Consider the following 15158-nt stretch of genomic DNA (forward strand, 5'->3'; position numbering starts at 1 on the left):
TCAGAACCGCCGGCGGCCGCTCACCGTCTCGAAGAACATCCGCCAGTCGCCCATCAGGCTCCACAGCGGGTAACGGAAGGTCGCCGGACGGTTCTTCTCGAAGAAGAAATGTCCGACCCAGGCGAAGCCGTAGCCGATCACCGGCATGGCCAGGAGCCACCACGGGTTCAGGGTGACGACCGCCAGCGCCAGCGCGACCAGCACCAGCCCCGAACCGACGACATGGATGCGCCGGCACGTCCGGTTGGAGTGCTCGTGGATGTAGTATGGATAGAAGGCCTCGAACGAGGCGAAGCGTTCGCCCGCCGGCTCTTGCGTGGTCATGGCGGCACGATGACTCCGCCGCCGCCGCGGGGCAAGCGGCCGCGGACGCACCATCCCGCTTCTGCGCCTTTCCCGCGGGGCGGATTCCGCCGGGCTCCCCGTCAACCCGGTGAAGGGCCGCCCCCGGCCCGGGGAAATCTGGCCGGGCGCCCGGGCGGATCAGGCTCCCTCGTCAGCCGGCTCCGGCCCCAGCAGACGGCGCACCATCGGCCACACCCTGGCCATCGCCGACAGGAAGCCGACCAGGGTCGAGATCCACTGGAAGGCCTGCCACACCCAGCCGAACAGCGCCCCGTCGCCGATCGCCTGGCTGACCGGGAACAGCACCCGCGCCACGCCGATCTGGAAGCCCACGTAGGCCTGGGAATACTCGATCGAACGGTCGGCGAGGAAGGCGATGGCCACCGCCGCCGAGACCGGCGCCCAGAGCGCCGGCAAGGTCAGCAACACGGCCAGCAGCAGCACCAGCAGCCTGGTCCCGAGGGTCTCCCGCGAGACCAGGCTCGCCACGACGCCGGCGCCCAGCGCAAGGGCGACGATCGCGAGCAGGGGCGGCAGCACGGCGTCGATGGCCGCCATCAGGTCCGTCAGGGTGAGGCCGGCGACAATCGCCGCTCCCGACAGCAGGAAGGCCGTGACCCAGAGAGCGGCGTACTGGCCAAGGCGGCGCTTCAGGTGGGCGAGGCTGATCATGGCGACCGTCCAGTTCCGCGGGGGCGCGCACACAGCCAATCATGTCCCCCGGCGGCTGTCCATTCGGCGAACGCCGATCTCGCGCCGCGTTCACCAGTTTTATTGGCGCGCCCTTAGCCTCGGGGACGCATCCTCGCCGGACGCACCGGAGACCGCCATGCAGGCCCACGCCATCGCCGCCGCCGGACTGACCTCCGCCGCCGCCCGCTTCGACGCCAGCGCCCGGCGCACCGCCGCGGAGCCGCTGGCCGATCTGGCCGGGGAGACGGTGGAGCGGATCAGCGCCGCCACGGCGTTCAAGGCCAACGCCTCGGTGCTCCGCACCGCCGACGAGATGACCGGAACCCTGCTCGACCTGCTGGCCTGACGGTCAGGCCGGACGGGTAGCCTTCGGCGGAAGCTCGAACCAGCCGGCGAAGCGCAGGAAGGCGTCCGGGTCCCCCTCGACCGCCAGCAGATCGCGCATCCGCGCCGCGGCCCCTTCGGCGTCGCCGTAGATCACCGCCGCCACCGCCTCCGGCGTCCCTACGACCACTGCGGCGACGTGCTCGGGCGCGGTGCGCTCGACGGTCAGGAGACCGTCGGCCACGCAGACCCGGAAGGCGACCTCGCCGAAGCGGAAGCCAAGGGCCAGGAGGGCGTCCCCGGCCTTCGTCGGGTCGAACATGGTGCGCAGCGACAGCATCATCGACACCGGGCTGAGCGGCAGGGTCGGATCGTGGTCCGGCGAGCGGGCCGCCCACCGGCCCAGCGCCTGGATCACCGCCTCCGCCTCCCGCCCCCAGTCCGTCAGGTCGTAGACGGGGACGGAGGCCGGCGGCGGCAGGCGGCGGCGCACCACCACGCCTGCGGCCTCGAGGCCGTCCAGCCGCTGGGTCAGCACATTGGCGCTCAGACCGGGCAGGCTGGCGCGCAGGTCGCCGAACCGCCGCGGCCCAAGCATCAGCTCCCGCACCACCAGCAACGCCCAGCGCTCGCCGAGGATCTCCAGCCCGTGCGCCGTCCCGCAGGCGTCGTCATACCGCCGCCCGGCCTTTTCAGTTACTTTTTCTAACTTCATGGTTGACATAGGTAACACCCACCCGCACGCTTGGATACCCACGCCGGAGCGCCTTCATGTCCGACAAGATCCTGCCCTGCATCTGGTACGACCTCGGCCAGGCGCGCGCGGCCGCTGAATTCTATGTCTCGCTGGGCCTGCCCGACAGCCGCATCGACCGGGTCGTGCGCAGCCCCGCCGACAACCCCTCGAGCCCCGCCGGCGCGGAGCTGGTGGTCGAATTCACCCTCGCCGGCCGCCGCTACATCGGCCTCAACGGCGGTCCGCAGTTCCCCCAGAGCGAAGCTGTCTCCTTCATGATCCTGGCGGACGACCAGGCCGAAAACGACCGCCTTTGGGACGCCATCGTCGGCAACGGCGGGCAGGAGAGCATGTGCGGCTGGTGCAAAGACCGCTGGGGCGTCAGCTGGCAGATCACGCCGCGGCGGCTGATGGCCTTCTACGACGACCCGAACCCCGCCCGCACCCGCGCCGCCTTCGAAGCCATGATGGGCATGCGCCGGATCGACATCGCGGCCCTCGAAGCCGCCGTCGACGCCGTCGGCTGACCCGTCCAGCAAGGAGAGAGACCATGAGCTACGTCACAGGCTTCCTGATCCCCGTGAAAACCGAAAACAAGGAGCGCTACGTCGAGTCCGCCCGCAAGTCCTGGCCGGCCTTCCAGAGGTACGGCTGCCTCGAGCAGGTCGAATGCTGGGGCGAGGACGTGCCGGACGGCGAGCACACCAGCTTCCCGATGGCGGTGAAGCGGGAGGACGACGAGGTCGTGGTCTTCTCCTGGCTGCGCTGGCCCGACCGCGCCACGGCCGACAAATGCTTCGCCGAGATGATGAACGACCCGGACTTCGACGGCATGGACATGCCGTTCGACGGCAAGCGCATGATGTGGGGCGGCTTCGCCCCCGTGTTCGAAGGCAGGGCCTGAACCCCCGGGCGGCCTCCGCGACCGCCCCTTCACCCGCGCTCAGCGGCAGAAGCGGGTGTCGGTGGCCTCGAGGTGCAGGTGGTCGTGGTGGACGGCGTTGTAGTCCGGGCTGAGCACCGTGCCGAAGATGCGGCAGGCGTCGTCGCGGATGCGCCGGAGGAAGCGGGCCTCCGCGTCGTCGCCCTGCCAATCGTCGGTCAGGGTGATCCGCCGGCCGTCCCTGAGCCGTACGCCGGCCACGTCCAGCGCCGCCGCCTGGGCGTGGGCGCTGACGCGGGTGCTGCCGACGCCGTTGTTGACGTTCCGGCAGGCGTAGGCGCCGAAGTGATCGATCTGGACCACGTCCGAGCCGAGGATTTCGCGCGCCGCCGGCTCCAGCGACTGACGCCGCCAGACGCTGAGGGCGAGGGCGAGGCGGCAGGTCATTTCCGGCCGCGCGGGGTTCATCCGCGCCACCGTCCCCATGTCGGCCCCGAGCAGGCCCGCCTGGATCTGCTGGCAGGAGTCGCTGTCGATCCGGTCGGGCCGCGGGCTGAAGTCGACGCGCGCGGCGGTCAGCTCCGCCATGCACCGGCCCAGGTCGGCGCTCTCGCGCAGGATCGCGCTGCGGGTGCCGGCGTCGAGCGGGCGGTCGATCAGGCCGCCGACCAGCGGCGCCTCGGGCCGGTTGGTCGGGATCGGGCCGGTCGGGCGATCGGGCAGCATCGGGCCGCAGCCGGCGAGCCACGCGGCGGACAGCAGGACGATGCGGATGACGGCCGGGTGCGCGCCCATGCCGCGAGGCTAGCTGATTCCCGCCCCCTGACGCTGCACGGGACGGCCTGAAAGAAGAAGGGGCGGCCCCGCGGAGCCGCCCCTGCTTTCTCAGCTGTCGAGGAAGGAGCGCAGCTTGCGGCTCCGGCTCGGGTGCTTCAGCTTGCGCAGCGCCTTCGCCTCGATCTGGCGGATGCGTTCGCGGGTGACCGAGAACTGCTGGCCGACCTCTTCCAGGGTGTGGTCGGTGTTCATGCCGATGCCGAACCGCATCCGCAGCACCCGCTCCTCGCGCGGCGTCAGCGACGCCAGCACGCGGGTGGTGGTCTCGCGCAGGTTCGACTGGATGGCGGCGTCGATCGGCAGGACGGCGTTCTTGTCCTCGATGAAGTCGCCGAGGTGCGAGTCCTCCTCGTCGCCGATCGGGGTTTCGAGCGAGATCGGCTCCTTGGCGATCTTCAGCACCTTGCGCACCTTCTCCAGCGGCATGGCCAGCTTCTCGGCCAGCTCCTCCGGGGTCGGCTCGCGGCCGATCTCGTGCAGCATCTGGCGGCTGGTGCGGACGATCTTGTTGATCGTCTCGATCATGTGCACCGGGATGCGGATGGTCCGCGCCTGGTCGGCGATCGAGCGGGTGATGGCCTGACGGATCCACCAGGTGGCGTAGGTCGAGAACTTGTAGCCGCGGCGGTACTCGAACTTGTCGACCGCCTTCATCAGGCCGATGTTGCCCTCCTGGATCAGGTCCAGGAACTGCAGGCCGCGGTTGGTGTATTTCTTGGCGATGGAGATCACGAGGCGCAGGTTGGCCTCGACCATCTCCTTCTTGGCCTGCCGCGCCTCGCGCTCGCCCTTCTGCACCGTCTGGACGATGCGGCGGTAGTCGTCGATCGGCAGGCCGGCCTCGGTGGCCACGGCGGCGATGTCGCCTCGGATCTGCGCGATCTGGGCCGCCTCGTTCTCGCTGAACTTGGTCCAGCGCACGCCCATGTCCTTGACGGTCTCGGCCCAGTTCGGGTCCAGCTCGCGGCCGAAATAGGCCTTGAGGAACTCGGGGCGCGAGATGCCGTAGCTGTCGGCGAGGCGCAGCAGACGGCCCTCGAGACCCATCAGCCGCTTGTTGATCGCATAGAGCTGCTCGACCAGCGCCTCGATGCGATTGTTGTTCAGCTTCATGGTCTTCAGCCGGCCGGAGATGTCCGCCGTCAGCTGGTCGTAGGCCTTCTGGTCCTTGGCGCTGAGGGTTTCGCCCTTCAGCCGCGCCTCGACCAGCTTGTCCTGCAGCTTGCGGAAGGCGCCGAAGTCCGCGGCGATCGCGTCCAGCACCTCCATGACGCCGTCGCGCAGCTCGGCCTCGAGGGCCGAGATCGACATGCCGCCGCCGTCGTCGAAGTCGTCGTCGTCCTCGTCGCCCTCGGGCTTCTCCTCGCCGCCTTCTTCCTTGGCCGGCGCCTCGCCGGCGGGCGGCTGGTTGTGCGGCAGGGAGGACGGGTTGAGCACGCCGTAGGTCGCGTCGAGGTCGATCACCTCGCGCAGCAGGATGCGATTGTTGGCCAGCTCGTCGCGCCAGACCATGATCGCCTCGAAGGTCAGGGCGCTCTCGCACAGCCCCGAGATCATCGCGTCGCGACCGGCCTCGATGCGCTTGGCGATGGCGATCTCGCCCTCGCGGCTGAGCAGCTCCACCGAGCCCATCTCGCGCAGATACATGCGCACCGGGTCGTCGGTGCGGTCGTAGGCGGCCTTGGCCGGCGCCTCGGCGACGGCGGTGTCCGCGGCGGCGGCCACCTCGGTGCTCTCGCCTTCCTTCTCGGCCGCCTCTTCCTCGTCCTGGACGACGTTGACGCCCATCTCCGACAGCATGGCGAGCGTGTCCTCGATGGCGTCGCCCGAGACCTCCTCGGACGGCATCACCTTGTTCAGCTCGTCCATGGTGACGTAGCCGCGCGCCTTGGCCTGCTTGATGAACTTCTTCACCGCCGCGTCGGTAAGGTCGAGCAGCGGGCCGTCGGTCTGGACTTCGGCTTCCTGCGTCTCGGTCTGGGCGCTCATTCGGTCTCTTCTCCGGGCGGAGGGCTGGTCCGGCCTGCCGCCAATACAACACGTGGCGAGTTCGTTGGTTACGAGCCCGCGCTGTCTTCCCAAATCTCTCCGGTCTTGATCGCGCGGCGAAGCGCATCCCGCTCGGCCTTCAGCCTGCGGAATGCATCGTCCTGGCCCGGCACGCTGCGCGCCGACGCCAGGGCGTCTTCCAGGGCGGCGACGCGGGTGAGCGCGTCGAACGCCTGCGACCAACGGATCCGCGCCTCGGCGAGGGGCTTGTCTGCTGCCAGGAAAGGCGCGCCGGACTTCGCCGCCGCCTTCTCGACCTCGCGCATCAAGACGTGATGACCCGACTGCGCCAGATGGCGACGGAGCGCAGCAGAGTCAAGGCTCTGGCCGGAGAACCGCAGCCGGACCAGCTCCTGCGCCAGTCCATCCAGCGCGCGGTCGCCGAAGCCGTGGGCGGCGATGGCCTCCAGATGGTCGTCCATCCGCTCGGGATCGTCGATGGCGCCGTGGACCAGCGCGGCGGCCACCGGCTCGATCGCCTGGCTCAGGGACTGCATCGCCTGGGCCCCCTCCGCCGTCTGGCCCAGCACCGGCGGCGGCCCGAAACGGCGGCCGCCCGCCGACCCGGGCTCGGCGCGGCGCGCCGGCTGACGGGCCGGAAACAGGGCGTCGAAACGGTCGAACAACTCCCGACGGTACTGTTCGGCCAGGTCCCGGTCCTGGATCGCCGCGGCGGCCTGTCTGAGACGGCCCTTCAGGCCCGCGCGCCGCTCCGGCGTGTCCAGCGGCTCGGCCTCGGCCTCCTTCTGGAACAGCACCTCGGCGAACGGCCGGGTCACCGACAGCGCCTGCCGCAGCGCCGGCGCGCCGCGCTCGCGCAGGATGTCGTCCGGGTCGTTTCCGCCTTCCAGCAGGGTGAAGCGGAAGGAGCGGCCCGGCTTCAGCTGCGGCAGGGCGCGGTCGATCGCCCGGTAGGCCGCGCGCCGGCCGGCCGCGTCGCCATCGAAGCACAGCACCGGCTCGTGCGACACGCGCCACAGCCGCTCCATCTGCTCCTCGGTCAGGGCGGTGCCCATCGGCGCGACGGCGGGGATGCCGGCGCGCTGGCAGGCGATCACGTCCATATAGCCCTCGACCACCACGACGGCCTGGTCGGACCGGCTCTCGGCGCCGAGGATGCGGCGCGCCTCCGGCAGGCCGTACAGGGTCGCGCCCTTGTGGAAGAGCGGGCTCTCCGGCCCGTTCAGGTATTTGGCCCGGTCGTCGGGATTCATGGCCCGGCCGCCGAAGCTGACGATGCGGCCGCGGGCGTCGCGGATCGGGAACATCAGCCGGTCGCGGAACCGGTCGTAGGGGCTGCCGCCCCCCTCCGGCGCGATCAGCAGCCCCGCCTCGACCAGCTCCCCGGGCCGGGCCCCGCGCTGGACGAGCGCGCTCTTCAGACCTTCCCGGTCGTTCGGGGCGTAGCCGAGCCCGAACCTTTCCCACTGGTCCTCGGGCAAGCCCCGCCGTTCGAGGTACTCCCGCGCCGCCTTGCCGGGCGAGCGGCGCAGGTTGGCCGCGAACCACTTCTGGGCGAGGTCCATCCAGTCCGACAGGCCCTGCCGCTTCTGTTCGCGCTCGGCCGCCTGCGGGTCCTCGGCGGGAAGGGCCATGCCCGCCTCCCCGGCCAGCCGCTGCACCGCCTCGACGAAGCTCAGCCGCTCCGTCTCCTGCAGGAAGGAGATGACGTCGCCGTGCTTGCCCGACGAGAAGTCGTGGAAGAAGCCCTTGTCGTCATTGACGAAGAAGCTCGGCGACTTCTCCTTGGTGAAGGGCGACAGGCCGACGTACTCGCGCCCCTGCCGCTTGAGCTTCACCGTCCGCCCGATGATGTCGGACGGGCGAAGGCGGGCCTTCAGTTCCTCAAGGAAGCGTTCGTCGAAGCGCACTCCGCCTTATAGCGCGCGACTCAGCGAAAGGCGGCCCTTTACCTTTCGTTAACCAAGAAGGCCAAATCGACACCATAACCGTCTGATTCAGGACGTTTTTTCTTGGAACTATCCACAAGCCTTGTGGATTAACCCTGTGACCGCGCCAGAAGGAGCGGAGTCTCGGCGGGGCGCGGCGAAGCCGGCGCAGCCGTTCGGAAGCGAGTTCCCATGTACATCGCCGTCACCCGTCCGGCGGTCGAGCCTGAAGGCCCCGACGCCGTCGCCGTCCCCGGTTCCCCGCCCGTCCCCACGCTCCCGCCGCGCGCCCTGCACGCCCGCCTGCTGGAGAATGCGGCGCTCCGCCGCCTGAGGGGCCTCGAACGCCTGCGCAGCAATCGCCTCGACGACGCCGAATACTGGCTGCACGCCGCGCCGGCCGCGGTGCGCAAGGCCAGCGCCCTGCGCGAGGAGAAGAGCTTCGCCCCCCTCCCCTGAGCGGTCCTAGCGCTTCATCGAGTCGGCGAAGCGCTGGAACAGGTACAGGCTGTCGGTCGGCCCCGGCGACGCTTCCGGATGGTGCTGGACGCTGAACACCGGCCGGTCCTTCAGGGCGATGCCGCAGTTGGTGCCGTCGAACAGGCTGACGTGAGTCTCGACCACCGCCTCGGGCAGACTGTCGCGATCGACGGTGAAGCCGTGGTTCATCGACACGATCTCGACCTTGCCGGTCGTCAGGTCCTTCACCGGGTGATTGGCCCCGTGGTGGCCCTGGTCCATCTTGACCGTCTTCGCCCCCAGGGCCAGCGCCAGCATCTGGTGGCCGAGGCAGATGCCGAACACCGGCTTGCCGCTGTCGACCAGCTTGCGGATTTCCGGCACCGCATAGGCGCCGGTCGCCGCCGGGTCGCCCGGACCGTTCGACAGGACCACGCCGTCGGGGTTGCGGGCGAGGATGTCCTCGGCCGTGGTCGTCGCCGGCACCACGGTGATCTTCACCCCGGTCGAGGCCAGCGCCCGCAGGATGTTGCGCTTGACGCCATAGTCGACCACCACGACCGAGCGGTCGCGGGCGTCGACGCGCGGGTAGCCTTCAGGCCAGTCCCACAGCCCCTCGTCCCAGTCGAACGACTGCAGGGTCGAGGCGGCCTTGGCGAGGTCCAGCCCCACCAGCCCGCTCCACGCCCGCGCCTGCGCCACCAGCGCCTCGAGATCGAACCGGCCCTCGGGGTCGTGGGCGATCACCGCGTGGGGCGCGCCGGAGTCGCGGATACGGGCGGTCAGCGCCCGGGTGTCCACCCCCGCCAGGCCGACGACGCCGCGGCGCTTCATCCAGCCATCGAAATCGCCGTCGGCGCGCCAGTTGGCCGGATCGGTCGGGAGGTCGCGGAAGATCGCACCGCGCGCCGAGGTCTCCGCGCCCCCGCCGATCTGCTCGACGTCCTCGACCGTGACCCCGGTGTTGCCGACGTGGGGGAAGGTGAAGGCCAGAATCTGGCTCATGTAGGAGGGGTCGGTCAGGATCTCCTGATAGCCGGTCATGGCGGTGTTGAAGACCACCTCCCCGAGGGCGGAGCCGGTCGCGCCGCACCCCAGTCCCTGGATGACGGTTCCGTCCGCGAGCGCGAGAACGCCGGTGACGCCTGGTAGCAGCTTGTCGGTCATGGGCGCTCCGTACATCCGAAACCGGGCGGACAAACGGCGGCGTGGTTAGGCCTCCCGGACCGGTCGGTCAACGCGTCGGCCGGTTTTTCGGGAAGAGGGTCAGACCAGGACGGGCTCCATCCCGGCGAAGACGGCGTGCGTCGCGCCCGCGGACCGGGCCGCCAGCCCCCGGTCTGGCCTCAGGTTGAGGAGCAGCACCTGTCCGCACGCCGCCCGCGCGGCGGCGATGAGCTCGGCCGCGGAGCGCCAGTCGCTGGCGTGCTCGTGCGCCACCCCGGCGAAGTCGAGGGCCAGGCACCGCGCCCCGACGCCGGCCGCCCGCGCCACCGTCGCCGGATCGGGCGCGAGGTGCAGGATGACGCCCTGGGCCGCGGTCTCGAAATGGCCGATGACGTCGGCGACGGCTCCGGGCGGCGCCTGTTCCATTCCGCCGACCACCTCGATCAGCAGCGAGCCGGGCGCCCGCGCGTGCTGCAGCTCCGCGCAGAGCCGGGCGAAGCGCCCGCGGCTGGAGGCGACGGTGCGCCAGTAGGCGGGCAGAATCCCGCTGTCGGACGGCCCGGGGCGCAGCATGGCCAGACCCTCGCGGAGGGTCAGGGCGTCGATCCGGTGCAGGTCCCCCGTCTCCAGGGTCCGGCCGCCGGGGCGGAGGGCGCGCTCTCCGCCCGCATGGCGCACCGTCCGACGCACGCGCCGCGCCACCGGCGCGGACCGCCCCAGATCGAACACCGGCTGGGCGGCCAGGGTGATGGTGAGTTCGCGCGCGGCCCGGCTAACCACGGTGAAGGCGAGGCTGTCATAGGGCTGGGCGTAGGGGCGGCGTTCCGGGACGGGCGCAAGCCCCGCCCTGCGCTCCGGCTCCCGGGCGAGGCCCCCGGGCCCTTCTGCAGGCGTCTCCATGACCGACTCCCTTGACGGCCCCCCGGAGATGCAATCCGGCAGCGTGGCGCCGGTTCACCAACATTTTCCTGACCGACGTGGTCAACGGAGTCTTGATTCCGGACGCTTGCGCCGACCGCCGCGGGACGGCATGGACCCGCCATGCGCATCACCACGATCGGCCTCGATGCCGACGACACCCTCTGGCACAACGAGACCATCTTCCGGCTCACCCACGACCGGTTCGTCGAACTGCTGGCCGAGCATGGGGACCGCGATTCGATCGAGGCCCGGCTGGCGGCGACCGAGCAGCGGAACCTCCGCCTCTACGGCTATGGGGTGAAGGGCTTCACCCTCTCGATGCTGGAGACGGCCATGGAGCTCACCGACGGCCAGGCGCCGGCCGGGGTGGTCCGCGAGATCCTCGCCGCGGGTCGCGAGATGCTGTCCCACCCGGTCGAACCCCTCCCCGGCGTCGAGGAGGCGCTGGAGGAGCTCTCGCGCAGCCATCGCCTCGTCCTCGTCACCAAGGGCGATCTGATGGACCAGGAGCGCAAGCTCGCCGCGTCCGGCCTCGGCGAGCTCTTCGCGGCGGTCGAGATCGTGTCGGAGAAGCACGCCCACACCTACGACCGCGTCTTCCATCGGCACGGCACAGGGCCGGCCGAGGCGCTGATGGTCGGCAATTCGATGAAGTCGGACGTGCTGCCGGCGCTGGAGGCCGGGGCCTGGGCGGTTCACATCCCCTATGCGATCACCTGGGCGCACGAAATGGCCGACGCGCCGGACGGGCATCCGCGCTTCGCCGCGCTGGAGACAATCGGCGCCCTGCCCCGCTGGATCGGGGAGCGCGCGCCTCAGGCGTAGCCGAGCAGCGCCCGCAGGCCGGGCGCGTGGAAATCCACCAGCTGCTTCTGCACCTCCGGGAGCTCGGCCGGAAACTCGTGGCCGCCCGGCAGCTTGAGGTTCTCCCGCGCCGTGCGGCTCAGCTTGCGGTCGGCGCCGGTGCGGACCCGCTCCCGCCAGTCCTCCGGACGCTCGATGCCTGCGGCCTCGAGAAGGTCGCTGAAGAAGGTCTCGCTTTCCGGCGCGTCCAGGGCCTTCACCGCCCGCACGGCGTCCTCGTAGCGGACCAGGTGGACGCCGGTCCCCAGCCAGGCCGCGGCGTTGTGGGTGTAGATGTCGATCAGCGCCGGCGACTTCTGGTGAATGCCGAAGATCATCATGTTGAGGATCGCCTCGGCCGAGTACAGGCCCGGCGTCTTCAGATGCTGGATGTTCTCCTGCTCGAACTCTTCCGACACGAAGAACCGCGCCCGCGCCAGCACCCAGTCATAGGGATCGCGCACCAGCAGGATGTGGCGCGCGTGGCGGATATTGGCCAGCGACTGGTCGCTGAACAGGAGATGGGCCGCAGCCAGCTTCGGCGCATGCGGATTGAAGGCGTCGAGGTGCAGATGCATGTTCGGGATCTGCACGAAATCGCGGTCGTGGTGCTGCTCGACCGGCACGAACATCCTCAGGATGTTGCGCAACAGGTGCGTGCCGCCCTTCGGGATGCTGTTCACCAGCACCGGCTGACGCAGGGGCGCCTGGGGAAAGGACGCGACCCGCTCGTTCAGGGTGTCCTTCATGCCTCGAATGATGGCCATCGGATGGGTCTCGCGCAGTCACGGGCGTCCGCCGGTCCCGGCTTTGCGGCCGGACGGACACGATGAAGGGGCGGCGGATGTCTCCGCCGCCCCTCCGTTCAGTCAGGCATGGCCGATCAGAACGACTTGGACAGCCGCACGAAGGCCCGGCGACCGTAGTACGCCTCGGTGTACTGCGAGGCGAAGACCGAGTTGCCCTGGGTGCCCACCGCGACCGCCGAAGCCGCCGGCGGCAGCTCGTCGAACAGGTTGGCCACGCCGCCGGAGACGGTCCAGCCGCCGGTCCAGCCGTCGCCCTCGGACTCATAGGTGAGCGACACGCTGTGGAAGCCGGTGAACTCGGCGTCCGCCTTGATCTCGGTCACGCGGCCGTCGATCGTCTGGAACATCGACTGGCCGTTCCGGGCGCGATCCGGACGGTCGTCCTGGTTGCCGATCCAGTCGAAGCCCCAGAAGGCGGTCCACGGTCCGCGGGAGATGGTGGCGTTGATGTTGCCGACCAGTTCCGGGTTGCCGATGTCGCCCAGGAAGTCGGTGCCGAAGTCGGCGAACGTCGACTGGTTCGACTCCAGCGTCCAGGTGGTCTGGCTGTCGAGGACCAGGGTGCCCCAGTCGAAGTCGTGGATCCACCGGGTCGTGAAGTCCAGGCCGCGGTTGTTCTGTTCCGCGATGTTCAGGAAGCTGTCCCGCACCTCGGTGATCGAGCTGGTCGCCGGATCGCGGTCGAACTGGGCGCAGATCGGATCGGTCGGGAAGTTCTCCGACAGGTAGCAGGCCTGCAGGATGCCGCCGGCGCCGAGGTTGGCCACCTGGTCCTCGATCGTGATGTCGAAGTAGTCGACCGCCACGCTCAGGTTGCTGTCCGGCGGGGTCAGGACCACGCCGATGACCGTCGACTGCGAGGTCTCGGGCTCAAGCACGCCGAGGCCGCCGCCGGTGACGACTTCCGCCGACGAGACGCCGCCGGTGAAGTTGCCCGCCACGCCGCCGCCGGGCCCCGAGGCGCTGCGGCAGTTCACGTAGAGGAGGTCCGTCGTCTGCAGGCTGCCGTCGGCGACGCGCTGGTCGAGGTTCAGGCAGGGATCGATGTTGCGCTGACCGACGAAGCTGGTCTGGTCGGCCAGGTACAGCTCGAACAGGGCCGGGGCGCGGAACGAGGTGCCGTGGGTGGCGCGCACGCGGATGGTGTCGCTGATCGCCCAGTTCAGGCCGACCTTGTAGGTCGTGGCGTCGCCCGAGGTGTCGGTGTCCGTGTAGCGGCCCGACAGCGACAGATCCAGGCTCTGGATATAGGGCATGTCGGCCAGGAGCGGCACCGCGAGCTCGGCGTAGATCTCGTTGGTGGTCTCCTCGCCCTCGGTGATGCCGGCGCCGCTCAGGCCCCAGCTGTTGTCGGCCAGGGTGACGTCGCCCGGGGTGTCGACGATCTCGTCCTTGCGCAGGTGGAAGCCCGCCGCCAGGCCCATCGGGCCGGCCGGCAGATCCCACAGCGTTCCGGCGATCCCGCCCTCGATGTAGTACTGCTCATAGACCGTGTTGCCGGTCTCCGTGTCGAACAGGAAGGCCCGTTCTTCCGGGGTCAGGTCGCCGGCGAGGACGCGCGGATTGGTGAAGTCGACGTCGATGCACGGGCGGCCGCTGACCGGCAGGTTGGAGCCGACGCACGAGCTGGTCTTGAAGCTGGTCGAGTCGACCGCGTCCTGGAGAATGACGTCGGACGTGTAGTCGCCGTCGGAACGGCTGTACTGGGCGAAGACATCCCAGTCCCAGCCGCCGATGTCGCCGCGAAGCCCGGCCACCAGTCGGGTGTAATCGACCTGCTGCGACTGGTCGAAGTGGTCGGTCACCGGCGTCGCGCTGAGCAGGTTCAGACCGGTGAAGCCGGTCAGCGGGTCACCGCCGGCGCCGGGGCCGTAGTAGTAGTCCAGGAAGTCCGCCGTGTAGGTGTAGTTCCAGAACTGGCGATAGCTGTCGGTACGGCTCTCGCGGCGGTTCAGGAGCAGCTCGGCGTAGGCCTCCACGCCGCCGCCCAGTTCATAGGCGCCCTCGACGAAGGCGGTGTAGCGCTCGGTTTCCGGGATGATCGACTGCTCGAGCGCGAACGGGTGCAGGTTGTTGGTGACCGCGCGCGAGGCGGGATCGTAGTTCACCAGGTAGAAGCCCGCCGGCGCGTTCGGATAGGCCGGGCTGCCGTTGGTGACCGGGATGTAGTTCCCCAGATCGCCGTCGTAGTCGTACTGGAACCGGCCGGCGCGGCCCGAGAAATCCGGACCGTAGACGTAGACCTGGCCCCAGGCCAGGTCGAGGCACTGCGGCTGGCCGGTGCGCGGATCGATACGGTCGGCGCGGGTGTTGGTGCCCGGCTCGAAAACGTACTGGTTGGTGCAGTTCAGGTAGTCGCGTTCGCCGGCGGCCAGCTTCTCCTGCCGGTAGTAGTCGGCGGAGACGTTGATGTAGCCGCGATCGAAGGTCTTGCCGAACGAGCCGGAGATGTTGAACTGCTCGCCGCCGCCCTCGAAGGGCACGCTGGCGAACGCCGACATTTCGCCGCCGTCCCGCTCACGCTCGGTGATCAGGTTGACCACGCCGGCCACGGCGTCGGAGCCGTAGATCGACGAGGCGCCGTCCTTCAGCACGTCCACCCGGCTGATCGCCGACTGCGGAATGACGTTCAGGTCGAACGAGGACACGCCGCCGCGCGTGCCGGCCGGACCGGCGCGACGGCCGTTCAGCAGCACCAGGGTGCGGTTGGCGCCGAGGCCACGCAGCGAGATGGTGGCGGCGCCCGGCCCGCCGTCGGTGACGAAGGCGCTGGAGATGGTCGAGTTCACCTGCGGCGAACCCGCGGCCAGGGTCGAGCTCTGCAGCAGCTGGGCCGTGTCGCTCAGGCCGCGCTGCTCCGCGCGCTCCGTGGTCAGCACCTGGATCGGCGACGGGCTGGTGAACTCGTTCTGCGGGATGCGCGAACCGGTGACGACGATCTCGCCAAGCGACGCGGACTCCTCGTCCTGATCCTCGTTCGGCTGCGGGCTCGCCTCCTGGGCGAACGCCGGAGCGGCGATAAGAACGGCGGCGAGGCCGGCGAGGGCCGAGGTGTCGCGGAGTCGCTTGCGCAAAGTCATCGAAATATCCTGGGTACGCTTCGGATCAGCCGGCAGCCTAGCGTTGGCGCAAGTCGGCAAGCAACCGCGCGGGACACAAATCTGCCGAAGAACGGTCATTGGAGATGCAAATTGCGGCGGGAC

The 15158-nt window shown here is 69.9% G+C and carries 15 protein-coding genes; 5 read left to right on the plus strand and 10 right to left on the minus strand.

Features of this window, described 5'->3' with window-relative positions:
- Both H2038_RS10325 and H2038_RS10330 read right to left on the minus strand, forming a co-directional pair.
- Positions 1–324, minus strand: a complete 324-nt coding sequence (locus H2038_RS10325; protein WP_292112602.1) for an Mpo1-like protein — start codon at positions 322–324, stop codon at positions 1–3.
- Between the two features lie 159 nt (positions 325–483).
- Entirely contained in the window at positions 484–1017 is a 534-nt protein-coding gene (locus tag H2038_RS10330; protein ID WP_292112604.1) for a hypothetical protein, read from the minus strand.
- A 157-nt stretch (positions 1018–1174) separates the two neighbouring features.
- Between H2038_RS10330 and H2038_RS10335 the strand changes: the two genes are divergently transcribed.
- Entirely contained in the window at positions 1175–1384 is a 210-nt protein-coding gene (locus H2038_RS10335; protein WP_292112606.1) for a flagellar basal body rod C-terminal domain-containing protein, read from the plus strand.
- A gap of 3 nt (positions 1385–1387) precedes the next feature.
- Here the strand turns inward: H2038_RS10335 and H2038_RS10340 are convergent, their stop codons facing one another.
- Positions 1388–2086, minus strand: a complete 699-nt coding sequence (locus tag H2038_RS10340; RefSeq protein ID WP_292112608.1) for a winged helix-turn-helix transcriptional regulator — start codon at positions 2084–2086, stop codon at positions 1388–1390.
- 47 nt (positions 2087–2133) lie between these two features.
- Here H2038_RS10340 and H2038_RS10345 point away from each other — a divergent pair, with 47 nt between their 5' ends.
- Positions 2134–2625: a VOC family protein gene (locus tag H2038_RS10345; protein ID WP_292112610.1), complete on the plus strand. Its 492-nt coding sequence runs from the start codon at positions 2134–2136 to the stop codon at positions 2623–2625.
- Positions 2626–2648: 23 nt separating this feature from the next.
- A complete protein-coding gene (locus H2038_RS10350) occupies positions 2649–3002 on the plus strand; it encodes a DUF1428 domain-containing protein (RefSeq protein WP_292112612.1) in 354 nt (117 codons plus the stop codon).
- A gap of 39 nt (positions 3003–3041) precedes the next feature.
- On the opposite strand, the gene H2038_RS10355 is transcribed toward H2038_RS10350, so the two are convergent.
- From H2038_RS10355 to dnaG, 3 genes are all read right to left on the minus strand, one after another.
- Positions 3042–3776 (minus strand): extensin family protein, encoded by a 735-nt coding sequence (locus H2038_RS10355; protein ID WP_292112614.1) that lies wholly within the window; start codon positions 3774–3776, stop codon positions 3042–3044.
- A 90-nt stretch (positions 3777–3866) separates the two neighbouring features.
- Positions 3867–5807 carry an RNA polymerase sigma factor RpoD gene (gene rpoD / locus H2038_RS10360; RefSeq protein ID WP_292112616.1) on the minus strand — a complete coding sequence of 647 codons (1941 nt, stop codon included), beginning with the start codon at positions 5805–5807 and terminating at the stop codon, positions 3867–3869.
- A 68-nt stretch (positions 5808–5875) separates the two neighbouring features.
- Positions 5876–7738, minus strand: a complete 1863-nt coding sequence (dnaG, locus tag H2038_RS10365) for a DNA primase (protein ID WP_292112618.1) — start codon at positions 7736–7738, stop codon at positions 5876–5878.
- A 210-nt stretch (positions 7739–7948) separates the two neighbouring features.
- Here dnaG and H2038_RS10370 point away from each other — a divergent pair, with 210 nt between their 5' ends.
- Positions 7949–8215: a hypothetical protein gene (locus H2038_RS10370; RefSeq protein ID WP_292112620.1), complete on the plus strand. Its 267-nt coding sequence runs from the start codon at positions 7949–7951 to the stop codon at positions 8213–8215.
- A gap of 6 nt (positions 8216–8221) precedes the next feature.
- Here the strand turns inward: H2038_RS10370 and carA are convergent, their stop codons facing one another.
- Together carA and H2038_RS10380 are read right to left on the minus strand one after the other, a co-directional pair.
- The gene (gene carA, locus H2038_RS10375) at positions 8222–9382 is read right to left on the minus strand and encodes a glutamine-hydrolyzing carbamoyl-phosphate synthase small subunit (protein ID WP_292112622.1); all 1161 of its coding nucleotides are present in this window, start codon (positions 9380–9382) and stop codon (positions 8222–8224) included.
- 99 nt (positions 9383–9481) lie between these two features.
- Positions 9482–10282, minus strand: a complete 801-nt coding sequence (locus tag H2038_RS10380; protein ID WP_292112624.1) for a hypothetical protein — start codon at positions 10280–10282, stop codon at positions 9482–9484.
- A 141-nt stretch (positions 10283–10423) separates the two neighbouring features.
- On the opposite strand from H2038_RS10380, the gene H2038_RS10385 reads away from it, so the two are divergent.
- Positions 10424–11128 (plus strand): HAD family hydrolase, encoded by a 705-nt coding sequence (locus H2038_RS10385; RefSeq protein WP_292112626.1) that lies wholly within the window; start codon positions 10424–10426, stop codon positions 11126–11128.
- Here H2038_RS10385 and H2038_RS10390 read toward each other — a convergent pair.
- Both H2038_RS10390 and H2038_RS10395 read right to left on the minus strand, forming a co-directional pair.
- Positions 11119–11913 carry a hypothetical protein gene (locus H2038_RS10390; RefSeq protein ID WP_292112628.1) on the minus strand — a complete coding sequence of 265 codons (795 nt, stop codon included), beginning with the start codon at positions 11911–11913 and terminating at the stop codon, positions 11119–11121. The two genes, H2038_RS10385 and H2038_RS10390, sit on opposite strands and share 10 nt — an antisense overlap.
- A gap of 116 nt (positions 11914–12029) precedes the next feature.
- Positions 12030–15035: a TonB-dependent siderophore receptor gene (locus H2038_RS10395; RefSeq protein ID WP_292112630.1), complete on the minus strand. Its 3006-nt coding sequence runs from the start codon at positions 15033–15035 to the stop codon at positions 12030–12032.
- Positions 15036–15158 lie beyond the last annotated feature (123 nt).

It is taken from the genome of Brevundimonas sp. (assembly GCF_013912005.1).
GTDB lineage: Bacteria > Pseudomonadota > Alphaproteobacteria > Caulobacterales > Caulobacteraceae > Brevundimonas.